Annotated in this window: 17 protein-coding genes; 15 read left to right on the top strand and 2 right to left on the bottom strand. The window is 72.9% G+C overall.

What is annotated here, in order from left to right:
• Positions 1-75: 75 nt before the first annotated feature.
• The 4 genes from dapF to hflX all read left to right on the top strand — a co-directional run bounded on the left by dapF (position 76) and on the right by hflX (position 6,405).
• Positions 76-951: a diaminopimelate epimerase gene (gene dapF / locus ACIQUQ_RS27170; protein WP_403980757.1), complete on the top strand. Its 876-nt coding sequence runs from the start codon at positions 76-78 to the stop codon at positions 949-951.
• 140 nt (positions 952-1,091) lie between these two features.
• Complete coding sequence (locus tag ACIQUQ_RS27165; RefSeq protein WP_403980754.1) at positions 1,092-3,173, top strand: RelA/SpoT family protein; 2,082 nt, start codon at positions 1,092-1,094, stop codon at positions 3,171-3,173.
• A 78-nt stretch (positions 3,174-3,251) separates the two neighbouring features.
• Positions 3,252-4,712, top strand: coding sequence for a M1 family metallopeptidase (locus tag ACIQUQ_RS27160; protein WP_403980752.1), 1,461 nt, complete (start codon positions 3,252-3,254; stop codon positions 4,710-4,712).
• 205 nt (positions 4,713-4,917) lie between these two features.
• On the top strand, positions 4,918-6,405 hold the full coding sequence (hflX, locus tag ACIQUQ_RS27155; protein WP_403980750.1) for a GTPase HflX: 1,488 nt from the start codon (positions 4,918-4,920) through the stop codon (positions 6,403-6,405).
• Positions 6,406-6,512: 107 nt separating this feature from the next.
• Here the strand turns inward: hflX and ACIQUQ_RS27150 are convergent, their stop codons facing one another.
• The gene (locus ACIQUQ_RS27150) at positions 6,513-7,733 is read right to left on the bottom strand and encodes a trypsin-like serine peptidase (protein WP_403980747.1); all 1,221 of its coding nucleotides are present in this window, start codon (positions 7,731-7,733) and stop codon (positions 6,513-6,515) included.
• Positions 7,734-8,229: 496 nt separating this feature from the next.
• On the opposite strand from ACIQUQ_RS27150, the gene ACIQUQ_RS27145 reads away from it, so the two are divergent.
• The 5 genes from ACIQUQ_RS27145 to ACIQUQ_RS27125 all read left to right on the top strand — a co-directional run bounded on the left by ACIQUQ_RS27145 (position 8,230) and on the right by ACIQUQ_RS27125 (position 16,254).
• Positions 8,230-9,615, top strand: coding sequence for a diaminobutyrate--2-oxoglutarate transaminase family protein (locus tag ACIQUQ_RS27145; protein ID WP_403980796.1), 1,386 nt, complete (start codon positions 8,230-8,232; stop codon positions 9,613-9,615).
• Positions 9,612-11,498 carry an IucA/IucC family protein gene (locus tag ACIQUQ_RS27140; protein ID WP_403980745.1) on the top strand — a complete coding sequence of 629 codons (1,887 nt, stop codon included), beginning with the start codon at positions 9,612-9,614 and terminating at the stop codon, positions 11,496-11,498. The genes ACIQUQ_RS27145 and ACIQUQ_RS27140 overlap by 4 nt, the downstream gene beginning before the upstream one ends.
• Before the next feature lie 12 nt (positions 11,499-11,510).
• Positions 11,511-12,305, top strand: coding sequence for a GNAT family N-acetyltransferase (locus tag ACIQUQ_RS27135; RefSeq protein WP_403980742.1), 795 nt, complete (start codon positions 11,511-11,513; stop codon positions 12,303-12,305).
• Between the two features lie 73 nt (positions 12,306-12,378).
• Positions 12,379-14,220 carry an IucA/IucC family protein gene (locus ACIQUQ_RS27130; RefSeq protein ID WP_403980739.1) on the top strand — a complete coding sequence of 614 codons (1,842 nt, stop codon included), beginning with the start codon at positions 12,379-12,381 and terminating at the stop codon, positions 14,218-14,220.
• Between the two features lie 39 nt (positions 14,221-14,259).
• Positions 14,260-16,254 (top strand): ATP-dependent DNA helicase, encoded by a 1,995-nt coding sequence (locus ACIQUQ_RS27125; RefSeq protein ID WP_403980737.1) that lies wholly within the window; start codon positions 14,260-14,262, stop codon positions 16,252-16,254.
• A 114-nt stretch (positions 16,255-16,368) separates the two neighbouring features.
• Here the strand turns inward: ACIQUQ_RS27125 and lexA are convergent, their stop codons facing one another.
• Positions 16,369-17,160: a transcriptional repressor LexA gene (gene lexA / locus ACIQUQ_RS27120; RefSeq protein WP_403980734.1), complete on the bottom strand. Its 792-nt coding sequence runs from the start codon at positions 17,158-17,160 to the stop codon at positions 16,369-16,371.
• A 521-nt stretch (positions 17,161-17,681) separates the two neighbouring features.
• Between lexA and nrdR the strand changes: the two genes are divergently transcribed.
• From nrdR to ACIQUQ_RS27090, 6 genes are all read left to right on the top strand, one after another.
• Complete coding sequence (nrdR, locus tag ACIQUQ_RS27115; protein ID WP_399953498.1) at positions 17,682-18,194, top strand: transcriptional regulator NrdR; 513 nt, start codon at positions 17,682-17,684, stop codon at positions 18,192-18,194.
• Between the two features lie 165 nt (positions 18,195-18,359).
• A complete protein-coding gene (locus ACIQUQ_RS27110; protein ID WP_403980732.1) occupies positions 18,360-21,239 on the top strand; it encodes a vitamin B12-dependent ribonucleotide reductase in 2,880 nt (959 codons plus the stop codon).
• A gap of 172 nt (positions 21,240-21,411) precedes the next feature.
• On the top strand, positions 21,412-22,107 hold the full coding sequence (locus tag ACIQUQ_RS27105) for a DUF6215 domain-containing protein (RefSeq protein WP_403980729.1): 696 nt from the start codon (positions 21,412-21,414) through the stop codon (positions 22,105-22,107).
• Between the two features lie 14 nt (positions 22,108-22,121).
• Complete coding sequence (locus ACIQUQ_RS27100) at positions 22,122-22,991, top strand: arylamine N-acetyltransferase (protein ID WP_403980726.1); 870 nt, start codon at positions 22,122-22,124, stop codon at positions 22,989-22,991.
• A gap of 18 nt (positions 22,992-23,009) precedes the next feature.
• Complete coding sequence (locus ACIQUQ_RS27095; protein WP_399953414.1) at positions 23,010-23,615, top strand: YdbC family protein; 606 nt, start codon at positions 23,010-23,012, stop codon at positions 23,613-23,615.
• A 107-nt stretch (positions 23,616-23,722) separates the two neighbouring features.
• Positions 23,723-24,382, top strand: coding sequence for a histidine phosphatase family protein (locus tag ACIQUQ_RS27090; protein ID WP_403980724.1), 660 nt, complete (start codon positions 23,723-23,725; stop codon positions 24,380-24,382).
• Position 24,383: the final 1 nt, after the last annotated feature.

The following is a 24,383-nucleotide window of genomic DNA, read 5'->3' as shown; positions in this document are numbered from 1 at the left end:
GCCCCCTCAGGAGCGGCCCGTCCCACTCCCCGGCCACTCCCGCCCCGTCCCACCAGCGCTTTGTAGGATGGCCGGGTGACCATCGCGCAGCTCAGCTTCCTCAAGGGCCACGGGACCGAGAACGACTTCGTGATCATCCCCGACCCGGACAACGCCGTCGACCTGCCCCCGTCCGCCGTCGCCAGGATCTGCGACCGCCGGGCCGGCATCGGCGGCGACGGGCTGCTGCACGTCGTACGGTCCGCCGAGCACCCCGAGGCCCGCGCCATGGCCGACGTCGCCGAGTGGTTCATGGACTACCGCAACTCCGACGGCTCCGTCGCCGAGATGTGCGGCAACGGCGTCCGGGTCTTCGCCCGCTACCTCCGGCACGCCGGGTACGCCGACGAGGGCGAGCTGGCCGTCGCCACCCGGGGCGGCGTCAAGACGGTCCGGCTGACCGCCGACGGGGACGTCACCGTCTCCATGGGCCGGGCGGCGCTGCCCGAGGGCGAGGTCACCGTCTCGGTGGGCGAGCGCAGCTGGCCCGCCACCAACGTGAACATGGGCAACCCGCACGCCGTCGCCTTCGTCGACGACCTCGCCGACGCCGGGAACCTCTACGCCGCGCCCCCGTTCAGCCCCGCCTCCGCCTACCCCACCGGCGTCAACGTCGAGTTCGTCGTCGACCGGGGTCCCCGCCACGTCGCCATGCGCGTCCACGAGCGCGGCTCGGGCGAGACCCGCTCCTGCGGCACCGGCGCCTGCGCCGTGGCCGTGGCCACCGCCCGGCGCGACGGCGCAGACCCGGCCGTCACCGGCACGACCGCCACGTACACCGTCGACCTCCCGGGCGGCACGCTGGTGATCGCCGAGCACCCCGACGGCGAGATCGAGATGACCGGGCCCGCCGTGATCGTGGCCGAAGGCGAGATCGACCCCGCCTGGCTGACCGAAACGGCTTTCGGCTGAAGCTTCCCTCGAATGGGTGATCCGTTTCACGCTCGGCGAGAGGCGGACTGCGCCACGTGGTGGGGTCGGTAGCATCAGACACCGGCCCTCAGGGCTCACCCCATGCCCGCCACCGCCGGTCGAAGCCGCCGGAGGTGCCCATGAGTGCAGAGGCCACGAACCCCGACACGGGCCCGGAGCTCCGCTCCGACACTGCTCCAGGCCGCCGCCGCGGCCGCACCAGACTCGACCTGCGGCGGCTCGGCCGCGCCGCGCTCCTGGGCCCCGCCCCGCGCGACCGCCTGCCCGACGCCATCAGCCACCTGGCCGATGCGCACCGCGCCCATCATCCGGATGCCGACCTCGCCGTACTGCACCGTGCGTACGTACTGGCCGAATCGTCACACCGCGGCCAGATGCGCAAGAGCGGCGAGCCGTACATCACCCACCCGCTCGCCGTCACCCTGATCCTCGCCGAACTCGGCGCCGAGACCACCACCCTGACGGCGTCGCTCCTCCACGACACCGTGGAGGACACCGAGGTGACGCTCGACCAGGTGCGCAGCGAGTTCGGCGAGGAGGTCTGCTACATCGTCGACGGCGTCACCAAGCTGGAGAAGGTCGACTACGGCGCCGCCGCCGAGCCGGAGACCTTCCGCAAGATGCTCGTCGCCACCGGCAATGACGTCCGCGTCATGTCCATCAAGCTCGCCGACCGGCTGCACAACATGCGCACCCTCGGCGTGATGCGCCCCGAGAAACAGGCCCGCATCGCCAAGGTCACCCGCGACGTCCTCATCCCGCTCGCCGAACGCCTCGGGGTCCAGGCCCTCAAGACCGAGCTGGAAGACCTCGTCTTCGCGATCCTCCACCCCGAGGAGTACGAGCAGACCCGCGCCCTCATTGCCGCGCACGCCGGCGAGCAGGACCCCCTCCCGGCCATCGCCGACTCCGTGCGCGCCGTCCTGCGCGAGGCCGGCATCCCCGCCGAAGTGCACGTCAGGCCGCGGCACTTCGTCTCCGTCCACCGGATCACCCTCAAGCGCGGCCGACTGCGCGGCTCCGACTTCGGGCGGCTCCTCGTGCTCGTCGGCGAGGACGCCGACTGCTACGGCGTCCTCGGCGAGCTGCACACCTGTTTCACCCCGGTGATCTCCGAGTTCAAGGACTTCGTCGCGGTCCCCAAGTTCAACCTCTACCAGTCACTCCACACCGCCGTCGCCACCTCGGGCGGGGACGTCGCCGAGGTCCTCATCCGCACCCACCAGATGCACCGGGTCGCGGAGGCCGGGGTCATCGCCCTCGGCAACCCGTACGCCCCCGCCGAGGCCCCGGACCCCGGCGAGGAGCGGGTCGACCCCACCCGGCCCGGCTGGCTCTCCCGGCTCCTCGAATGGCAGCAGTCCGCCCCCGACCCCGACACCTTCTGGAGCTCGCTGCGCGAGGAGCTGGCCCAGGACCGGGAGATCACCGTCTACCGCGCCGACGGCGGCAGCATCGGCCTCCCCGCGGGCGCCAGCTGCGTCGACGCCGCCTACGCCCTGCACGGCGAGGAGGCCCACCGATGTATCGGCGCCCGGGTCAACGGACGACTCGCCGCCCTCGGCACCGGGCTCTCCGACGGCGACACCGTCCAGCTGCTGCTGTCCCAGGACGCCTCCTCCGGGCCCGCCTCCGGCTGGCTCGACCACGCCCGCACCCCGGCCGCCCGGATCGCCATCCAGCGCTGGCTGCGCGAGTACCCCGAGGAGGCGAAGGTGCAGCCCGCCGCGCCCCGCGCGCCGCTGCCGATGGTCGGCGCCCGGGGCGGCGGCGGCAACGCCGTGGCGGACCTGCCGGACGCGACGGTGCGGCTGGCCGGCTGCTGCACGCCCGTACCGCCCGACTCCGTCGCCGGGTTCGTCGTACGCGGGGGAGCCGTGACCGTACACCGCGTGCAGTGCCCGGCCGTCGAGCAGATGCGCGGCCTGGGCCGCACCTCGGTCGCCGTCCACTGGCGGGCCACCGCCGACTGCCGCGTCACCCTCGTCGCCGAATCGTTCGGCCGCCCCCACCTGCTGGCCGACCTCACTGAGGCCATCTCCCGGGAGGGCGTCGACATCGTCTCCGCCACCGTCGAGCCCCCCAGCGAGCAGCGGGTGCGGCACACCTACACGCTCCAGCTCCCCGACGCGACCCTGCTCCCCGCCCTGATGCGGGCCATGCGCGACGTGCCGGGGGTGTACGACGTCGGCCGGGCCTGACCCCCGGCCGTCTCCCGTTCGGGTGGGCCCGTCGCGCGTCGGGCCCGGCGGCGGCGCGGTCGCTGGTAGCGGTGGGGGATGCAGCTCACCTCCCGCCGCCCGCGTGCCGCCCTGCTCGCCGCGGCCTCCCTCGCCCTGGTCGCCGCCGCCGTCCCGCCCCCGGGCCCCCTCGGCATCGGCGACGCGCTCTTCCCGGCGCTCGGCAACCCCGGCTACGACGTGCTCGCGTACGACCTGTCCTTCACGTACCGCACCAACCGGCAGCCGCTGGACGCCACCACCGTGATCGACGCCCGCGCCACCGCGCCCCTGGACCGCATCAACCTCGACTTCACCCACGGCAAGGTGGCGTCCGCCCAGGTCAACGGCCTGCCCGCGACCTTCGCGAGCGCCGGCGAGGACCTCGTGCTCACGCCGGCCCGGCCGGTCCCCGAAGGCGGCCTGATGCGGATCACCGTGCGCCACACCAGCGACCCCTCGGGCGCCCGCGACGGCGGCTGGGTCGTCACCGAGGACGGGCTGGCCATGGCCAACCAGGCCGATGCCGCGCACCGCGTCTTCCCCTGCAACGACCACCCCTCGGACAAGGCCCACTTCACCTTCCGGATCACCGCTCCCGAGGGGCTCACCGCCGTGGCCAACGGCATCGCCGCAGCCCCCGCGCGCCGGCCGGCCGCCGCAGGCGACACGACCTGGACGTACCGCACCGTGCACCCCATGGCCACCGAGCTGGCCCAGGTCTCCGTGGGCAGGTCCGCCGTGGTGCACCGCACCGGGCCGCACGGCCTGCCCGTCCGCGACGTGGTGCCGGCCGCCGACCGGACCGCGCTGGAGCGCTGGCTGGCGAAGACCCCGGGCCAGCTGGAGTGGATGGAGGCGCGGGTCGGCCCGTACCCCTTCGAGAACTACGGCGTCCTCATCGCGGCGGCCAAGACCGGCTTCGAGCTGGAGACCCAGACGCTCTCCCTCTTCGAGCGCGGCCTGTTCACCGAGGCCGCCTACCCCGAGTGGTACGTCGAGGCCGTCATGGTCCACGAGCTCGCCCACCAGTGGTTCGGCGACAGCGTCACCCCCCGCAGCTGGTCCGACCTCTGGCTCAACGAGGGCCACGCCACCTGGTACGAGGCGCTGTACGCGGACGGGCTCGGCAAGTACTCCCTGGAGCGGCGCATGCGCGAGGCGTACGAGCGCTCCGACCAGTGGCGGGCCGCCGGCGGCCCCCCGGCCGCCCCCAAGCCCGCCGCCCCGGGCCAGAAGATCGGCCTGTTCCGGCCGGTCGTGTACGACGGCTCCGCGCTCGTCCTGTACGCGCTCCGGAAGGAGCTCGGCACCGCCGCCTTCGACCGGATCGAGCGCCGCTGGGTCGCCGACCACCGGGACGGCGTCGCCGGCACGGACGACTTCGTCCGGCTCGCGTCCGCCGAGGCCGGCCGCGACCTGACCGGTTTCTTCGAGGCCTGGCTGTACGGACAGAAGACCCCCGAGGTGCCCGGCCACCCCGAATGGAAGGCGGCCGCGGTCCCCGCCGCCACGGGCTGAGCCCGGCCGGTCCGGCGGGACGCCCGGCCCGGGCGGCGGCGAAAAGCGTGTGACGGCCTTCGCGGGGGCATGTCACCATCGACATGTCGGCGGGCGCCGCGGGTGGATCTCCCCGGGCCGGGTAGTCTCCCGCAGGCCGGGGAATCATCGCCGGCCGTCACACGTTGTAGCCGACGCAGAAGATTCGCATCGACGTAAGGATCCAATGACCTCCTCTTCGTACCCTTCCCAGGACGCGCAGGACGCGCAGAGCTTCACCGAGAGCCTTCGGGCCGATGCCCTGATGGAAGAGGACGTCGCCTGGAGCCACGAGATCGACGGAGACCGGGACGGCGACCAGTTCGACCGCTCCGAGCGCGCGGCCCTGCGCCGCGTCGCGGGCCTCTCCACCGAGCTCGAAGACGTCACCGAGGTCGAGTACCGACAGCTGCGACTCGAAAGGGTCGTGCTGGTCGGCGTCTGGACCTCGGGGACCCTGAAGGACGCCGAGAACTCCCTCGCGGAGCTCGCCGCACTGGCCGAGACGGCCGGCGCCCTCGTCCTCGACGGTGTCTACCAGCGCCGCGACAAGCCCGACCCGGCGACCTTCATCGGTTCCGGCAAGGCCCTGGAGCTGCGCGACCTCGTCATCGAGTCGGGCGCCGACACCGTCGTCTGCGACGGCGAGCTCAGCCCCGGCCAGCTCATCGCCCTCGAAGACGTCGTCAAGGTCAAGGTGATCGACCGGACCGCCCTGATCCTCGACATCTTCGCCCAGCACGCCAAGTCCCGAGAGGGCAAGGCGCAGGTCGCGCTCGCGCAGATGCAGTACATGCTGCCGCGACTGCGAGGCTGGGGTCAGTCGCTGTCCCGTCAGATGGGCGGCGGCAAGGGCGGCGGCCTCGCCACCCGAGGCCCCGGTGAGACCAAGATCGAGACGGACCGGCGACGGATCCGCGAGAAGATGGCGAAGATGCGCCGGGAGATCGCGGAGATGAAGACCGGCCGCGAGGTCAAGCGGCAGGAGCGCCGGCGCAACAAGGTGCCCTCCGTCGCGATCGCCGGCTACACCAACGCCGGCAAGTCCTCGCTGCTCAACCGCCTCACCGGCGCGGGCGTGCTGGTGGAGAACGCACTGTTCGCCACCCTCGACCCGACCGTGCGGCGGGCCGAGACCCCGTCCGGCCGGATCTACACCCTGGCCGACACCGTGGGCTTCGTCCGCCACCTGCCCCACCACCTCGTCGAGGCGTTCCGCTCCACGATGGAGGAGGTCGGCGACTCCGACCTCATCCTGCACGTGGTCGACGGCGCGCACCCGGCACCGGAGGAGCAGCTGGCGGCCGTGCGCGAGGTGATCCGCGAGGTGGGCGCCGTCGACGTCCCCGAGATCGTGGTCGTCAACAAGGCCGACGCGGCGGACCCGCTGGTCCTCCAGCGCCTGCTGCGCATCGAGCGGCACTCCATCGCCGTCTCGGCCCGCACCGGCATGGGCATCGACGAGCTGCTCGCGCTCATCGACGCCGAACTGCCGCGGCCCGAGGTCGAGGTGGAGGCGCTGGTCCCGTACACGCAGGGGCGCCTGGTCGCCCGCGCCCACGCCGAGGGCGAGGTGATCTCCGAGGAGCACACCGCGGAGGGCACCCTGCTCAAGGCACGGGTCCACGAGCAACTGGCGGCGGAGTTCGCGCCGTTCGTGCCCGCCGCGCACTGACGCGCAACAGCCCGCAGACCGCAGCGTCTCCAGGCCGGCGTACGACGAAGGGCCCGCCCCGATCCAGGGGGCGGGCCCTCCGTCATGCGCGCCGCGGCGCTACGCCACTACCGCGCGAACTTCCCGCTCACCGCGGTGAAGACGGCCTTCGCCTCGGGGCCGAGCCGGGGCCCGGCCAGCCAGCCCGCCGTCACCGGACCGATCGAGGTGTTCGACACCAGCGCCGGCTGCCCGTCGCGGCCCTCGGCCACCCAGCCGCCGCCCGACGAACCGCCCGTCATGGTGCAGCCGATCCGGTACATCACCGGCGCGGCCGCGTCGATCGACAGCCGGCCCGGCCGGTCCGCGCACTGGTAGGCCCGCTGGCCGTCGTAGGGCGGGGCCGCCGGGTAGCCGGTGGCCGTGATGCGGCTGACCTTCGGCACGGCCGGGGCGTTGAACTCCACCGGCAGCGCGGAGCCGACCGTCTCCTCCAGCGACTTCGCGTTGCCCTTCTCCGGCGTCACGTGGATGACCGCGAAGTCGTACGGGGCACCCGCGCCGCCCGTCGGGCCGCCCTCGGCGATCCACTGGTCGGAGGTCTGCGCCCAGTCACCCCACCAGACGCCGTACGGGGCCACCTGCTCGCGCGTCGCGCCCTTCAGCCGGGCCGCAGAACGGCCCGCGTCGTTGTACGAGGGCACGAAGGCGATGTTGCGGTACCAGCCGCCCTTCTTGCCCGCGTGCACGCAGTGGCCGGCCGTCCACACCAGGTTGGACTTGCCCGGGTGCGCCGGGTCCTTCACCACGGTCGCCGAGCAGACCATGGAGCCCTCGGGGCCGTCGAAGAAGACCTTGCCGGCCTCCGGCACGCTCTGGTGGTACGGCGCTTCGACCGTCCGCGCGCGGACGGGGGCCGGGGTCGGGTCCGTGACGCCCTGGTCCTTGCCGAGGTCGGGGTCCACCGTGGGCTTCTCGGGCTGCTTGGCGCGGCCCATCCGGTCCGGGTCCCACAGGTCCTCGATGATCGGGTTGACGAAGTCCTCGGCCTCGCGGAGCCACTTGTCGCGGTCCCAGTTCTTCCACGCACCGCCCCGCCACTTGTCGAGGTCGATGCCGTGTTCCTTGAGCTTCTGCTTGATGTCGTCCGGGATCTTGATCCCTTCGGGGCCACCTGCCGGGTCGCTGGCCGCCACCGAGGGCTGCCCGTCCGCCTGGTCGGAACCGGGCCCGCAGGCCGCCGCCGTCAGCGCGAGGGCGGCGCACAGCGCGGTGGCCGCGAGGGTCCGGGATCCGCGACGGGAGCTGCGCCCGCGGGGGGCGTCGGAGGCCGGTCGGATCGGTCGCATGTCGTGAATCCCCCTGGTGCTTCGAGGCGTGGAGTGCAACCCCCCACTATGCCGCTGCCGTTGGGGACGGTGCAGGCCGGGTCCACGGTTCCCGTCCGCCGGAGCCGTCCGCTCGCAAGGATCTCCGGATCCACCCGTGATCCCCCGGGGTCCGCGTCGTTGGTACGTACGGGGGAACGCGAGGGCAGCGTTCGATCCGACATGCGATCGATGCGGGAGGACCAGAACCGTGGCCGTGACCGAGCAGCCTGCCGCGTCCGTGCCGGCCGAGGGACCGGGGGAGGGCCCGGCGGACGCCACCCCGGGCACCCTGCCCCAAGGGCCCAGCGCCGTACGGGCGGAGGACCACCGCACCGGGCCGGCCGCCGGGGAGCCGGCCGGCGCACGGGCGGCGGAACCGGCGGGTGTACGGGTGGGGGAACCGGCAGCCGTACGGGCGGCGGAACCCGCCGCGGCGGGCGCCGCGGACCCGGCCGGTGTACGGGCCACCGTCCCCGTGCCGCGCGGCGCGCCCGAGCCCCTGGCCAGCCAGGGCGCCGGCGGGCCGGCCGCGATCCTGCGCCGCCAGTCCCTGCGGGAGTCGGCCGCGCGCACGTACGCCCGCGCCCTCCCCGTCGTGCCCGTGCGGGCCCGCGGGCTGACCATCGAGGGCGCCGACGGCCGCCGTTACCTCGACTGCCTCTCCGGCGCCGGCACCCTCGCGCTCGGCCACAACCACCCCGTGGTGCTGGAGGCCATCCGCAGGGTCATCGACTCCGGGGCGCCGCTCCAGGTGCTGGACCTGGCCACCCCGGTCAAGGACGCCTTCACCACCGAGCTGTTCGCCAACCTGCCGCCCGCCCTCGCAGCCGACGCCCGGGTCCAGTTCTGCGGCCCCGCGGGCACCGACGCGGTCGAGGCCGCCCTCAAGCTCGTCCGCAACGCCACCGGCCGCCAGGGCATCGTCGCCTTCACCGGGGCCTACCACGGCATGACCGCCGGGGCGCTCGACGCCTCCGGGGGCGCCACCGACGTACGCGTCACCAGGCTCCCGTACCCCCAGGACTACCGCTGCCCCTTCGGCGAGGGCGGCGCACGCGGGGCGGACCTGTGCGCCCGGCTCGCCGAGAACCTGCTGGACGACCCCAAGAGCGGGGTCCCCGCACCGGCCGGCATGATCCTCGAACCCGTCCAGGGCGAGGGCGGGGTCCACCCCGCCCCCGACGACTGGCTGCGCCGCCTCCGCAAGGCCACCGCGGACCGCGGCATCCCCCTGATCGCCGACGAGGTGCAGACCGGCGTCGGCCGGACCGGCGCCTTCTGGGGAGTGGACCACGCGGGCGTCACCCCCGACGTGATGGTCCTCTCCAAGGCCATCGGCGGCAGCATGCCCCTGGCCGTCGTGGTGTACCGGGCCGGACTGGACACCTGGGCGCCCGGCGCCCACGCCGGCACCTTCCGCGGCAACCAGCTCGCCATGGCCGCGGGCGCCGCCACCCTCGCGTACGTACGGGAGAACCGCCTCGCCGAACGCGCGGCCGCTCTCGGCGAGCGCATCCTGACCGCCCTGCGCTCCCTCGCCGGACACCACCCCGGCATCGGCGACGTGCGCGGCCGCGGCCTGATGACCGGCATCGAGCTGGTCGACCCCGAAGCCGAGCCGGTGCCCGGGCAACCCGCGCCCGCCGACCCGGAACTCGCCCTCGCGGTCCAGCGGGAGTGCCTCCGGCGCGGCCTGATCGTCGAACTCGGCGGCCGGCACCAGAGCGTCGTCCGGCTCCTCCCCCCGCTCACCCTCACCGACGAACAGGCCACGGCCGTGCTCGACCGGCTCGCCGACGCCGTCGCCGCCGCCGAACGCCTCCGGAACCGATCCGGACACCCTCCAAGGAAGCACCCGTGAACTCCACCCCCGCACCGGAACCGCCCCCCGCCGACGGCCCGTCAGGCTCCCAGCCCCCCGCCCCGGCCGCACCGCCCGCCACGGTTCCGCGCCAGAAGGACTGCGTCACCCGCCTCCGGCCGGCCGGCCCCGCCGCTCCCGGCACCCACCCGGCCGACCAGCCCGACCTGCTCGACCACACCGACCCCGCGGTCGCCGCCGAGGCCGCCGCCGTGGAGAACCTGCTCCGCTGCTGGGTCCGCGAGAACACCCTCGCCCGCCCCGACGGGCCCGTGCTGCGCATCCCCCTCACCGCCTCCGGCACGGCCCTGCTCGTGCCCGTCCGCCACTGGTCCGAGGCCGGCTGGCACCGCTTCGCCCCGGCGCGCCTCGAATCCGCGCCGCCCGGCGCCCCCGCCCTCGACGCCGTCACGCTCGCCGGGCTGCTGGTCCGCGAGGGCGGCTCACGCGGCGGGGCCGAGCTCGTCGGCCGGGTCTCCGACTCCGTGCGCCGGACCGCCGCCTTCATCGCCGACCGCCGCCGGCGCCCGGCCCCGCCCGAGACCGCCGACCCGTTCCTCGCCGCCGAGCAGTCGCTCGTACTCGGCCACCCCCTGCACCCCACCCCCAAGAGCCGCGAAGGACTCTCCGAGGCCGAGGGGCACCGCTACTCGCCCGAGCTGTACGGCTCCTTCCCCCTGCACTGGACGGCGGTCGACCGCTCCGCGCTCGCCACCGACTCCGCCTGGACCGAGAGCGGCCGCTCCGTCCCCGCCGCGCAGCTGCTCGCCCGCCTCGCGCCCGGACTGCCCCTCCCCGCGGGCAGCACCCCGCTGCCCCTGCACCCCTGGCAGGCCCGCGACCTGCTGGAACGGCCCGCCGTCCGCGAACTCCTCGACACCGGCGCCCTGCACGACCTCGGCCCCTTCGGCGCAGCCTGGCACCCCACCTCCTCGGTGCGCACCGTGCACCGGCCCGGCGCCCCCGCGATGCTCAAGCTCTCGCTGGGCCTGCCCATCACCAACTCCCGCCGGGAGAACCTCCGCAAGGAGCTCCACCGGGGCGTCGAGGTCCACCGGCTGCTCCGCGCCGGCCTGGCCAAGGAGTGGACGTTCCGCCACCCCGGCTTCGACATCGTGCGCGACCCCGCCTGGGTGGCCGTCGACGGCCCCGACGGCGACCCCGTCCCCGGCCTGGACGTCCTGCTGCGGCACAACCCCTTCGGGCCCGCGGACGACGCCGTGTGCATCGCGTCCCTCACCTCGCCCCGCCCCTGGCCCGGCCGCCCGACGGTCAGCTCCCGGCTCGCCGAGACCGTCTCCCGGCTCGCCGTCCGCACCGGCCGCCCCCGCTCCGCGGTCTCCGCCGAGTGGTTCCTGCGCTACCTGGACCAGGTCGTCCGGCCCGTGCTGGCCCTCGACGCACTGGCCGGCATCGCCCTGGAGGCCCACCAGCAGAACACCCTCGTCCTGCTCTCGCCCGACGGCTGGCCCGTCGGCGGCCGCTACCGCGACAACCAGGGCTACTACTTCCGCGAGTCCCGGCGCGCGGAGCTGGACCGCCGGCTGCCCGGCATCGGCACCGTCAGCGACACCTTCGTGCCCGACGCGGTCACCGACGAGCGCTTCGCCTACTACGTCGGGATCAACAACGTCCTCGGCCTCATCGGTGCCTTCGGCGCGCAGCGGCTGGCCGACGAGCGGGTCCTGCTCGCCGCCTTCCGCCGCTTCCTCGGCCAGAACAGCCGGCTGGGCCCGCTGCCCGCCCTGCTGCTCGACTCGCCCACCCTGCGCTGCAAGGCCAACCTGCGCACCCGGCTCGAAGGGCTCGACGAACTCGTCGGCCCCGTCGAGACCCAGTCCGTGTACGTCACCATCGCCAACCCCCTCCACGACCAGAGCTGACCGGAGCCCGCCATGCCGCCCACGGACGCCGACACCGCCCCCGCCCCCACGCACGCTCCCGCCCACGCTCCCGCGCCCGCCCACGCCCCCACCTCCGCGCCCCGCACCGGCAGCGGCTGCGAGGACACCCTCGACCTGCGGATCCCCACCGAACTGCTGGCCCTGCTCGCCGACGAGAGCGCCGCCGCCACCGCCCGGGCCACCGCGGTCAGCACCCTGCCCTACCTCGCCGAGGCCGACCTGCTGGACTCGCCCGCCGAATGGGGCCCGGTCCCCACCGTCGCCGGAGCCTTCCAGCTGGTACCCGTACGGGTGGACCGCGACCTCGCCCTGATCACCCGGTGGATGAACGACCCCGACGTGGCCGCCTTCTGGGAACTGGCCGGCCCCGAATCCGTCACCGAGGCCCACCTGCGCGCCCAGCTCGACGGCGACGGCCGGAGCATCCCCTGCCTCGGCACCCTCGACGGCAGCCCGATGAGCTACTGGGAGATCTACCGGGCCGATCTCGACCCGCTCTCCCGCCACTACCCGGCCCGCCCCCACGACACCGGCCTCCACTTGCTCATCGGCAACGCCACGGACCGCGGCCGCGGTCTGGGCACCCTGCTGCTGCGCGCCGTGGCCGACCTGGTCCTCGACAACCGGCCCCGGTGCGCCCGGGTCGTCGCCGAACCCGACCTGGCGAACGTCCCGTCCGTGTCGGCCTTCCTCAGTTCCGGCTTCCGCTTCTCCGCGGAGATCGAACTGCCCGCCAAGCGCGCCGCCCTGATGATCCGCGAACGGGCGCTGCGCACCCTCCTGTGACCGTGACCGCGTGACCCACCCCGTCACCCGTCCCGCCCCGCTCCCTGACCCCGAGCGCCCACCGAGGAGTCCCGTGCCGACCTTCCCCGCCACCCACGACTCGGCCGAACCCCCCGCCTCCCGGCCACCCCACTGCCCGCCCGAGCTCAACGGCCCCACCTGGGAGACCGCGGCACGACGGCTCCTCGCCAAGATGCTCGGCGAGTTCGCGTACGAGGGCATCGTCACGCCCGTGCCCGCCCAGGGCGAGGACGCCTGGGCCCTCCCGCTGGACGAGGGCGGCGGCACGCTCGGCTTCCGGGCGCGCAGGGGCGCGTACGACGGCTGGCGCGTCGACGCCCGGTCGATCACCCACACCCCGCCCGGACCGGACGCGGCGCCCGTCGAGTTCGGGGACCCCTTCCGCTTCATCGTCCTGGCCAGGAAGCTCCTGGCCCTGGACGGGACCACCCTCGGGCACCTGCTGCGGGAACTGAGCACCACCCTGGCCGCCGACGCGCGCATCGACCACACCGCCCGCACCGCCGACGTGCTGGCCGGCCTCGACTACGCCGAGCTGGAAGGCCACCAGACCGGCCACCCCTGGCTGGTCCTGAACAAGGGACGGCTCGGCTTCTCCGGCAGTGACACCGCCGCCTGGGCACCGGAGGCCCGGGTCCGCCGGCGCCTGCCCTGGCTGGCCGCGCACACCTCGCTCGCCGTCTACCGGGGCACCGGCGCCCTGGCGGACCCCGCCCGGCTCTACGCCCACGAGCTCGACCCGGCCACCCGCGCCGCCTTCGACCAGGAGCTGCGGGAGCGGGGACTCGACCCGGCCGGGTACCTGTACCTGCCGGTCCACCCCTGGCAGTGGGACGAGGTGGTGCTGCCGCTGTTCGCCCCCGCGCTGGCTGCCGGCACGCTCGTACCGCTGCGCGCCGACCCCGACGTACGCCTGCCCCAGCAGTCCATCCGGACCTTCCTCAACCTGAGCCGGCCCGAGCGGCACACCGTCAAGCTGCCGCTGTCCGTCCTCAACACCCTGGTCTGGCGGGGCCTGCCCACCGAGCGGACCCTGGCCGCCCCCGCAGTGACGGCCTGGGTGCACGGGCTGCGCGACGCCGACCCCTTCCTGCACACCGAGTGCGGCGTGATCCTGCTCGGGGAGGTCGCCTCGGTCACCGTGGCGCACCCGGTCTACGACGCGCTCCCCGAGGTCCCGTACCAGTACCGCGAGCTGCTCGGCGCGATCTGGCGGGAGCCGCTCACCGGACGGCTCGCCCCCGGCGAGCGGGCCAGGACCCTGGCCTCCCTGCTGCACACCGACCCGCGGGGGCGCGCCTTCACGGAAGAGCTGGTGGCCCGCTCGGGCCTCGCCCCCGAGGCCTGGCTGCAGCGGCTCTTCGCCGCGCTGCTCCCGCCGCTGCTGCACTTCCTCTACCGGTACGGGACCGTCTTCTCCCCCCACGGCGAGAACGCGATCGTGGTCTACGACGAGCACGACGTGCCGGTGCGGCTGGCGGTCAAGGACTTCGTCGACGACATCAACGTCAGCGCCCGCCCGCTGCCCGAGCACGACTCGATGCCGCACGAGGTGCGCGCGGTGCTGCTCACCGAGCCGCCCGGCTTCCTCACCCAGTTCATCCACTCCGGGCTGTTCGTCGGTGTGTTCCGTTACCTCTCGGCGCTCTGCGCGGACCGGCTGGACGTACCGGAGGAGCGGTTCTGGTCGCTCGTACGGGCGGAGATCGTCCGGTACCAGCAGCGGTTCCCTGAGCTGAAGGAGCGCTTCGAGATGTTCGACCTCTTCACCCCGCGGATCGAGCGGCTCTGCCTGAACCGCAACCGGCTGTACGCCGACGGGTACCGGGACCGTGCCGAGCGTCCGCACGCGGTGGTCGACGGTACGGTGCCCAACCCCCTGTACCGGCGGTGAAGCCCGCTGTCAGTGGGGCCGCGTAGGGTGGTGAGTGCTATGACGAAGCCCTCCCTCCCCGACCTGCTGCACGCCGCCGTCGCCGCCGTCGGCGGCACCGAGCGTCCCGGCCAGGTGGCCATGGCCGAAGCCGTCGCCGAAGCCATCGACGAACAGTCGCACCGCCTGGTCCAGGCCGGTACCGGCACCGGTAAGTCCCTCGGCTACCTGGTGCCGGCGCTGGCGCACGGGGAGCGCGTGGTGGTCGCCACCGCCACGCTGGCCCTCCAGCGGCAGCTGGTCGAGCGCGACCTGCCGCGCACGGTGGACGCGCTGCACCCGCTGCTGCGCCGCCGCCCGCAGTTCGCGATGCTCAAGGGGCGGTCGAACTACCTCTGCCTGCACCGCCTGCACGAGGGCGCGCCGCAGGACGAGGAGGACGGCCTGTTCGACCAGTTCGAGGCCGCAGCACCGACCAGCAAGCTCGGCAAGGACCTGCTGCGCCTGCGGGACTGGGCGGACGAGACGGAGACCGGCGACCGGGACGATCTGACCCCGGGCGTCTCCGACAAGGCCTGGTCCCAGGTGTCGGTGTCCTCGCGCGAGTGCCTGGGCGCGAGCAAGTGCGCGTACGGCGCGGAGTGCTTCGCCGAGGCCGCCCGGGAGCGGGCGAAGCTGGCCGACGTGGTGGTCACCAACCACGCCCTGCTGGCCATCGACGCCATCGAGGGCGCGCCCGTGCTGCCCTCGCACGAGGTGCTGATCGTCGACGAGGCCCACGAGCTGGTGTCCCGGGTGACCGGCGTGGCCACCGGCGAGCTCACCCCGGGGCAGGTCAACCGCGCGGTGAAGCGCGCTGCCAAGCTGGTCAACGAGAAGGCCGCGGACTCCCTCCAGACCGCTGCGGAGTCCTTCGAGCGGGTGATGGAGCTGGCGCTCCCGGGCCGCCTGGAGGAGGTGCCGGAGGACCTGGGGTACGCGCTGCTGGCCCTGCGGGACGCGGCGCGGAACGTGATCTCGGCGCTGGGCGCCACCCGCGACAAGTCCGTGCAGGACGAGGACGCGGTGCGCAAGCAGGCCCTGGCCTCGGTGGAGAACGTCCACGCGGTGGCGGAGCGGATCACGCAGGGCTCCGAGTACGACGTGGTCTGGTACGAGCGGCACGAGCCCCGCGGCGGAGCCGCCTATCGGCACAGCGGGGCGACGCTGCGAGTGGCTCCGCTGTCCGTCTCCGGCCTGCTGCGGGAGAAGCTGTTCGCCGAACGCTCGGTGGTCCTCACCTCGGCCACCCTCAAGCTGGGCGGCGACTTCAACGGCGTGGGCGCCTCGCTGGGCCTGCCGCCCGAGGGCGTGCAGGGGGAGGACGTACCGGTCTGGAAGGGCCTGGACGTGGGCTCCCCGTTCGACTATCCGAAGCAGGGCATCCTGTACGTCGCGAAGCACCTGGCCACGCCCGGCCGGGAGGGCACGCGCGGCGACATGATGGACGAGCTGGCCGAGCTGATCGGGGCCGCCGGCGGGCGGACGCTGGGGCTGTTCTCCTCGATGCGGGCCGCGCAGGCGGCGGCGGAGGAGCTGCGGGGGAGGATCGACAACCCGATCCTGCTCCAGGGCGAGGAGACGCTGGGTGAGCTGATCAAGACGTTCGCGGGGGATCCGGCGACCTGTCTGTTCGGCACGCTCTCGCTGTGGCAGGGCGTGGACGTGCCGGGCCCGAGCTGCCAGCTGGTGGTGATGGACCGCATTCCGTTCCCGCGTCCGGACGACCCGTTGATGAGCGCCCGGCAGAAGGCGGTCGAGGAGGCCGGGGGCAACGGCTTCATGGCCGTGGCCGCGACGCACGCGGCGCTGCTGATGGCGCAGGGCGCCGGCCGTCTCGTCCGCGCCTCGGGCGACCGGGGTGTGGTGGCGGTGCTCGACCCGCGGCTGGCCACGGCGCGGTACGGCGGCTTCCTGCGGTCCTCGCTGCCCGACTTCTGGTACACGACCGACCGCAACCAGGTGCGGAAGTCGCTCGCGGCGATCGACGCGACCGCGAAGGCCGACGGCAAGTAGCCCCCGTCCCGTCTCCGGTGTCCCGGAGTCCGCTCGCGGAGTCCGGTCCCGGACACGGCAGGACCCCGGGACCGGCGCAGTGGGTCCCGGGGTCCGGTCAGGGAGGGCGGTCGCTCAGACGCGCCGCAGCACGGCGACGACCTTGCCGAGGATGGTCGCCTCGTCGCCGGGGATGGGCTGGTACGCAGCGTTGTGCGGCAGCAGCCAGACGTGGCCGTCCTCGCGCTTGAAGCGCTTGACGGTGGCCTCGCCGTCGAGCATGGCGGCCACGATGTCTCCGTTCTCCGCGACCGGCTGGCGGCGGACCGTCACCCAGTCGCCGTCGCAGATCGCGGCCTCGATCATCGAGTCGCCGACGACCTTGAGGACGAAGAGCTCACCGTCGCCGACCAGCTGGCGGGGGAGCGGGAAGACGTCCTCGACGGACTCCTCGGCCAGGATCGGGCCGCCGGCTGCGATCCGGCCGACGAGCGGCACGTACGAGGCGGCGGGCTTCCCGGCGGTGTCCGTCGGCTGCGTGCTGGGCTGGTCGGAGCCGCGCACCTCGTACGCACGGGGCCGGTGCGGGTCCCGGCGGAGGAAGCCCTTGCGCTCCAGGGCCATCAGCTGGTGGGCGACGGAGGAGGTGCTGGAGAGGCCGACCGCCTGGCCGATCTCCCGCATCGACGGTGGGTAGCCACGCCGCTGCACCGAGTCCCTGATCACTTCGATGACCCGCCGCTGCCGGTCGGTGAGGCCGGAGCTGTCCGCCCGGATGCCTGGAGGCCGGCCGGGCAGCGAGCGTGCGGGGCGCATCGCGTCCGGCTCCGGGGTCATGGCTGCGTCGTTCATGGCATGCACCGGCTCGAGTCGGCTGTGGGAGCGGTTCTGGGCAGTGATGGTGGCACTGTCTGCGGTGGTGGTCACGTCGGCGGCCCCTCTCGAAATGTGCTTGCTCTCCCTAGCGGACAACGGTAGTGGCTTTCGAAAGGTTGCGCCAAACACACGTTCGAGTGAAAAATCGCAGTTCACCGGACGTGATCACATGAAGAGGTGTATGGACGATCAGTGCACCGAACGCGGGTTCGGTGCCGAATCCGTTCATTACGGTACCCTTCCCGGTCGGATCGCCACCGCTCGGGGTCTTCGCCCAGTGTGGCATCCGGTACCCCGGAATTCCCGGACCGGCCCGCGCCCCAGTAGGCTCGTGAGCCGCTTCCGGCATGTCCGGATTCTTTCGGCGAAGGGCGACACGCCCGGGTGTGACGTACTGCCGAAACCCAAGATCTAGTGGTTGGATTGGCGCGGCCACCCAGAAGTTGTGGTCCTCGGTCTGCTGAGGGTCCCGACATCGCATATGCTGGTGGCTGCTTCGAGAGCCCCGACAGAGACCTGTCCGGTGGTGCTCCGGGGCAATTCAGTCGTGCCATGAGGGAGGGATGGGAGCCGTGCACTGCCCCTTCTGCAGGCATCCCGACAGCCGCGTAGTAGACAGCCGCACCACGGACGACGGGACGTCGATCCGCAGGCGCCGCCAGTGCCCGGACTGCTCCCGCCGCTTCACCACGGTGGAGACCGCGTCACTGATGGTGATCAAGAGGTCCGGCGTCACGGAGCCCTTCTCGCGTACGAAGGTGATCTCCGGCGTGCGCAAGGCCTGTCAGGGACGCCCCGTCACCGAGGACGCCCTCGCCAAGCTCGGCCAGCGGGTCGAGGAGGCGGTGCGCGCCACCGGCAGCGCCGAGCTGACCACCCACGACGTGGGTCTGGCCATACTCGGCCCGCTCCAGGAGCTCGACCTGGTCGCGTACCTGCGCTTCGCGTCGGTGTACCGCGCCTTCGACACCCTGGAAGACTTCGAGGCCGCCATCGCCGAGCTGCGCGACCGGCGTCCTCCGCATGAAGAGTGCGGGCCCGGCGGGACCGGTTCGGTCCCCGTGCCCGCCTCCGCCGCCGACTGACCGGACGGCCGCGCGGCGGCCGTCCCGCAGGGCGGGACCACAGACCTGTCCGCACGCCTGAGGGCGGGCGGACGAACCGGCTACATCAGACACACACCGTGCCAACGGATATGGAATTTCGCGGGCACTTTAGGGCGTTTTTGCCCGTATATGGGAGGCAGCGGCATGACAGAGACGGCGAGCGGTCCGGCACGTGGTTCCCGCGCCAAGGGAACCAAGGCGGCGAGCAAGGGCCTGCGTATCGAGCGCATCCACACCACCCCCGGCGTGCACCCGTACGACGAAGTGGTCTGGGAGCGCCGTGACGTCGTCATGACCAACTGGCGCGACGGCTCGGTGAACTTCGAGCAGCGCGGCGTCGAGTTCCCCGACTTCTGGTCGGTGAACGCGGTCAACATCGTCACCAGCAAGTACTTCCGCGGTGCGGTCGGCACCCCGCAGCGCGAGACCGGTCTCAAGCAGCTGATCGACCGGATCGTGAAGACCTACACGAAGGCCGGCGAGGACCACGGCTACTTCCCGTCGCCCGCGGACGCCGAGATCTTCGAGCACGAGCTGACCTACGCCCTGCTCCACCAGATCTTCAGCTTCAACTCCCCGGTCTGGTTCAACGTCGGCACGCCCCAGCCGCAGCAGGTCTCCGCCTGCTTCATCCTGTCCGTCGACGACTCCATGGAGTCGATCCTCGACTGGTACAAGGAAGAGGGCATGATCTTCAAGGGCGGCTCCGGCGCCGGCCTGAACCTCTCCCGTATCCGCTCCTCCAAGGAGCTCCTCTCCTCCGGCGGCAACGCCTCCGGCCCGGTCTCCTTCATGCGCGGCGCCGACGCGTCCGCCGGCACGATCAAGTCGGGCGGCGCCACCCGCCGCGCGGCCAAGATGGTCGTGCTCGACGTGGACCACCCGGACGTCGAGGACTTCATCGCCACCAAGGTGAAGGAGGAGGAGAAGATCCGCGCCCTGCGCGACGCGGGCTTCGACATGGACCTGGGCGGCGACGACATCACGTCCGTCCAGTACCAGAACGCCAACAACTCCGTCCGTGTGAACGACGAGTTCATGACGGCCGTCGAGAACGGCACCGAGTTCGGCCTGCGCGCCCGCATGACCGGCGAGGTCATCGAGAAGGTCGACGCCAAGGCGCTCTTCCGCAAGCTGGCCGAGGCCGCGTGGGCCTGTGCCGACCCGGGCATCCAGTACGACGGTGTGATCAACAACTGGCACACCTGCCCGGAGTCCGGCCGGATCACCGCGTCGAACCCGTGCAGCGAGTACATGCACCTGGACAACACGTCCTGCAACCTCGCCTCGCTGAACCTGATGAAGTTCCTCAAGGACGACGGCAAGGGCAACCAGTCCTTCGACGTCGAGCGCTTCGCCAAGGTCGTCGAGCTCGTCATCACCGCGATGGACATCTCCATCTGCTTCGCGGACTTCCCGACGCAGAAGATCGGCGAGAACACCCGCGCCTTCCGCCAGCTGGGCATCGGCTACGCCAACCTCGGCGCCCTGCTGATGGCCACCGGCCACGCGTACGACTCCGACGGCGGCCGCGCGCTGGCCGCGTCCATCACCTCGCTGATGACCGGTACCGCGTACAAGCGCTCCGCCGAGCTGGCCGGCGTCGTCGGCCCGTACGACGGCTACGCCCGCAACGCCGAGCCGCACAAGCGCGTCATGAAGCAGCACGCCGACGCCAACGCCGCCGCGCCGCGCATGGACGACCTGGACACCCCGGTCTGGGCCGCGGCCACCGAGGCCTGGCAGGACGTCATCCGCCTCGGCGAGAAGAACGGCTTCCGCAACTCGCAGGCCTCGGTCCTCGCCCCGACCGGCACCATCGGTCTGGCGATGTCCTGCGACACCACCGGTGTCGAGCCGGACCTGGCCCTGGTCAAGTTCAAGAAGCTCGTCGGCGGCGGCTCGATGCAGATCGTCAACGGCACCGTCCCGCAGGCCCTGCGCCGCCTGGGCTACCAGGAGGAGCAGATCGAGGCGATCGTCGCCCACATCGCCGAGCACGGCAACGTGATCGACGCGCCCGGCCTGAAGACCGAGCACTACGAGGTCTTCGACTGCGCGATGGGCGAGCGCTCCATCTCCCCGATGGGCCACGTCCGCATGATGGCCGCGATCCAGCCCTGGATCTCCGGCGCCATCTCCAAGACGGTCAACATGCCGGAGACGGCCACCGTCGAGGAGGTCGAGGAGATCTACTTCGAGGCCTGGAAGCTCGGCGTCAAGGCCCTCGCGATCTACCGCGACAACTGCAAGGTCGGCCAGCCGCTGTCGGCGAAGACCAAGGACAAGGCGGAGGAGAAGGCCGAGGAGACCAAGGTCGTCGAGCCGGCCAAGGTCGAGAAGGTCGTCGAGTACCGCCCGGTCCGCAAGCGCCTGCCCAAGGGCCGTCCGGGGATCACCACCTCCTTCACGGTCGGTGGCGCCGAGGGCTACATGACCGCCAACTCCTACCCGGACGACGGTCTGGGCGAGGTCTTCCTGAAGATGTCCAAGCAGGGCTCGACCCTCGCGGGCATGATGGACGCCTTCTCCATCGCCGTCTCCGTCGGCCTGCAGTACGGCGTCCCGCTGGAGACCTACGTCTCGAAGTTCACCAACATGCGCTTCGAGCCGGCCGGCATGACGGACGACCCGGACGTGCGGATGGCGCAGTCGATCGTCGACTACATCTTCCGCCGCGTGGCGCTGGACTTCCTGCCCTTCGAGACCCGCTCCGCGCTCGGCATCCACTCCGCCGAGGAGCGCCAGCGTCACCTGGAGACGGGCTCGTACGAGCCGGTCGAGGAGGACATCGACGTCGAGGGCCTGGCCCAGTCTGCCCCGCTGGCGGCGGTCCCCGCGGCTCCGAAGCCGGTCGTCCAGACCTCGGCGCCGAAGCAGGCCCACACCAACGCCGAGCTGGTCGAGATGCAGCTGGGCGTGAGCGCCGACGCTCCGCTGTGCTTCTCCTGCGGGACCAAGATGCAGCGCGCGGGCTCCTGCTACATCTGCGAGGGCTGCGGCTCGACCAGCGGCTGCAGCTGATCCGTGCCGCTGAGTAGCTGACGAGGGGACCGTCCCGGAAGGGGCGGTCCCCTCCGGCGTTCCCGGCCTTCCCCGGCCGCGGCCGTACCCGTGAGTAATCGTTTCCGCTCCAACCGCTCCCTGGCCTAGGCTCCCCGCGCGCACGGTGCGCGGACGACAGGGGGCACGGAGCATGGGCGGGGCGACGGCGGGAGGCAGGAAGGGCATGGGCGCGGGGGCCCAGGCGATCGCGGCGGTGGTGCTGGTCGGGGGAGTGGGCGGCGGCCTGTGGGGGCTGGGGGAGGTCATGGGGAACACCGGCGGGACCGGGCGCGGACCGGCGGAGTGCACTGCCGAACGGTCCACCGCGAGCGCACCGCAGCTCTCCGGGGGGGAGCTGTGCACGGCCCTGAACCGCCCCGACCTGCCGGTGCTGCTCGGCACCCCGGGCGAGCAGGCGCTGACCGCTTCCGGCGGCGACGGAGTGTTCACCCCGGCCGGCGGCGGCGCGAAGGTCGTCACGCCGTCCGCGACCGTCCAGCTGGCGACGTACCAGGTGAAGCTCTCGGCCGCGTACAACCGGCTGCGGGCCGGACAGATGGCGACCCTGCTGGGCGGCACCGCGGAGAAGCGGACCGTGCTCGGGCGGCCGGCGACGCTGTACTCGGACCGGGCGATGGCGATCAGCCTCGGCGCGAGCGAGGGCGGCCAGATGGCCGGTCCCGGCCCGGTCACCCGGAGCCTGGTCATCGCGAAGAACGCGAAGGACACCGGTGGCTACTTCGAACTGGTCGTCTGGCGCGAGGACGGCAGGATCCCCGACGACGCGGCCCTGCTGCGGGTGGCCGAGCAGGTCCTGCCGACGGTGCCGGGCTGGAACCGGGGCTGAGGCCTGGCCCTGGCATGATCGTCCGGACGGACGACGACGGGGGACGGGGCATGTGGAGCGGTGACGAGCTGGACCTGGACGCGTACCTGGAGCGGATCGGGTACGCGGGCCCGCTGGAGCCCACGGCGGAGACGCTGGCCGGGGTGCACCGGGCGCACGTGACGTCCGTACCCTTCGAGAACCTCGACGTGGCGCTGGGCCGCCCGGTGCCGCTCGACCTCCCGAGCGTGCAGGACAAGCTCGTGCGCCGCCGCCGCGGCGGCTACTGCTACGAGCAGAACTCCCTGCTCGCCGCCGCGTTGGAGCGGCTCGGCTTCGAGGTCGCCGGGCGCGGCGCCCGCAACCGCACGCGGGGCGCCGAGCTGACGCCGGTCACCCACGCGGTCCTCGTCGTCGCCGCCGGCGGGCGGTCCTGGCTCGCCGACGCCGGGTTCGGTCACCAGGGTCCGCTGGAGCCGGTGCCGCTGGACGCCCCGGGCGAGGTACGGCAGGGGCCCTGGACGTACGGCATCGGGCGGGAGGACGACGGGATCCTGGTCCTGCGGATGCTCCGGGACGAGGGGTGGCGGGACCTGTACGCCTTCGCGCCGCAGCGCACGTACGCCGTCGACCTCGTGCCGATGAACCACTACAGCTCCACGCACCCCCGCTCCCACTTCACCGGCCAGATCGTGGTCCAGAGGGCCGGCGAGGAGCTGCGCGCCGCCCTCGTGCGGGACACGCTGACCGAGCTGCGGGCGGACGGGAGCACCGGGCGCCGCGCCGTCGGGCCTGCGGAACTGGCGGGGCTGCTGGCACGGGAGTTCGGGATCGAGCTGCCCGAGGCGGACACGGCGGAACTCGTCGGCACGTACTGGCCCGGAGTCCGAACGGGGCCGCGCTGATCCCCGTACGATGGCGCGGTGCTGGTCAAGTGGATTCGCTGCACGGTGGTGGACCGCCGGGGGTTCGAGCGCGGGCAGCGGAAGTGGGCGGGGCTGCCGGGGGAACCGGGCTTCCGGGGGCAGGGCGGGGGATGGAGCCGCAGCCGTCCGGGGGTGGCGCACGTCTTCGCGTTCTGGGAGAGCCGGTCCTTCTACGACTCCTTCATGGCGCGCTCCCACGACCGGCTGGCCGCCTCCCAGAACGGCACGTACAAGGACTCCCGGGTCACCCTCTTCGACCACCGCTTCGACGTGAAGACCGGCTTCGAGCCGCGCTTCACGGACTCCGACGTGCTGCGCGTGGCGCACTGCAAGGTCCGCGAGGGACGGCTCGAACACTTCGCCCTGATGCAGGAGAAGGTGTGGAACCCGGCGATGGCGGGGTCCCCCGGCATGATCCGCGGACTCTTCGGCGAGGCGCCGGGGCGCGAGTTCCTCATCCTGTCGATGTGGCGCTCCGCCGCGGAACACGGCAAGTACCGCGAGGAGCGGGTGGAGCGGCTCTCGCTGCGGGCGCAGATCGAGGCCGATCTGGAGGGGCTCACGGGCGACGTGGTCGACCTCGAACCGTCGTGGACCGTCTGAGCGGGGCCCGGGCCGTGGCCGTGGCCGGGTGCGCCGGAGCGCACCCCGGCGCACGCTCCGGCCCGTCGCGTCGCTCGAACGGGCGTCCCCCGGCTTAGGGTCGACGCATGGCACGACCGCGGCGCATCGTCCTTGTCCGGCACGGGGAATCGGAGGGGAATGCCGACGACACCGTGTACGAGCGGGAGCCCGACCACGCCCTGGCCCTGACGCCCACGGGCCTCGTCCAGGCGGCGGAGGCGGGCGAGCGGCTGCGCGCGCTCTTCGGCGAGGAGCGGGTGAGCGCGTACGTCTCCCCGTACCGGCGCACCCTGGAGACCTTCCGCGAACTGCGGCTCGACCCCGCGCGGGTGCGGGTGCGCGAGGAGCCCCGGCTGCGGGAGCAGGACTGGGGCAACTGGCAGGACCTGGCGGACGTACGGCTCCAGAAGGCGTACCGGGACGCCTACGGGCACTTCTTCTACCGGTTCGCGCAAGGCGAGTCCGGCGCCGACGTGTACGACCGGGTGGGCTCCTTCCTGGAGAGCCTCTACCGCAGCTTCGAGGCGCCCGACCACCCGCCGAACGTGCTGCTCGTGACCCACGGGCTGACCATGCGGCTGTTCTGCATGCGCTGGTTCCACTGGTCGGTCGCGGAGTTCGAGTGCCTGTCCAATCCGGACAACGGCTCCCACCGCACGCTGGTGCTGGGTCCGGACGGGCGCTATCGGCTGGACCGCCCCTTCGAGAGGTGGACCACACCCCAGACATTTGACCTTTGGGGATAGA

Source organism: Streptomyces sp. NPDC101118 (assembly GCF_044759445.1).
GTDB lineage: Bacteria > Actinomycetota > Actinomycetes > Streptomycetales > Streptomycetaceae > Streptomyces.
Note: the sequence above shows the minus strand (reverse complement) of the source record. Positions and strands in the feature narration are given on the sequence as shown.

What these genes read in the sequence shown, in the direction of transcription:
- ACIQUQ_RS27165 (WP_403980754.1), top strand. Translation starts at nt 1,092, where the DNA reads ATGAGTGCAGAGGCCACGAACCCCGACACGGGCCCGGAGCTCCGCTCC.
- ACIQUQ_RS27160 (WP_403980752.1), top strand. Translation starts at nt 3,252, where the DNA reads ATGCAGCTCACCTCCCGCCGCCCGCGTGCCGCCCTGCTCGCCGCGGCC.
- hflX (WP_403980750.1), top strand. Translation starts at nt 4,918, where the DNA reads ATGACCTCCTCTTCGTACCCTTCCCAGGACGCGCAGGACGCGCAGAGC.
- ACIQUQ_RS27150 (WP_403980747.1), bottom strand. Translation starts at nt 7,733, where the DNA reads ATGCGACCGATCCGACCGGCCTCCGACGCCCCCCGCGGGCGCAGCTCC.
- ACIQUQ_RS27135 (WP_403980742.1), top strand. Translation starts at nt 11,511, where the DNA reads ATGCCGCCCACGGACGCCGACACCGCCCCCGCCCCCACGCACGCTCCC.
- ACIQUQ_RS27125 (WP_403980737.1), top strand. Translation starts at nt 14,260, where the DNA reads ATGACGAAGCCCTCCCTCCCCGACCTGCTGCACGCCGCCGTCGCCGCC.
- ACIQUQ_RS27110 (WP_403980732.1), top strand. Translation starts at nt 18,360, where the DNA reads ATGACAGAGACGGCGAGCGGTCCGGCACGTGGTTCCCGCGCCAAGGGA.
- ACIQUQ_RS27105 (WP_403980729.1), top strand. Translation starts at nt 21,412, where the DNA reads ATGGGCGGGGCGACGGCGGGAGGCAGGAAGGGCATGGGCGCGGGGGCC.
- ACIQUQ_RS27100 (WP_403980726.1), top strand. Translation starts at nt 22,122, where the DNA reads ATGATCGTCCGGACGGACGACGACGGGGGACGGGGCATGTGGAGCGGT.
- ACIQUQ_RS27090 (WP_403980724.1), top strand. Translation starts at nt 23,723, where the DNA reads ATGGCACGACCGCGGCGCATCGTCCTTGTCCGGCACGGGGAATCGGAG.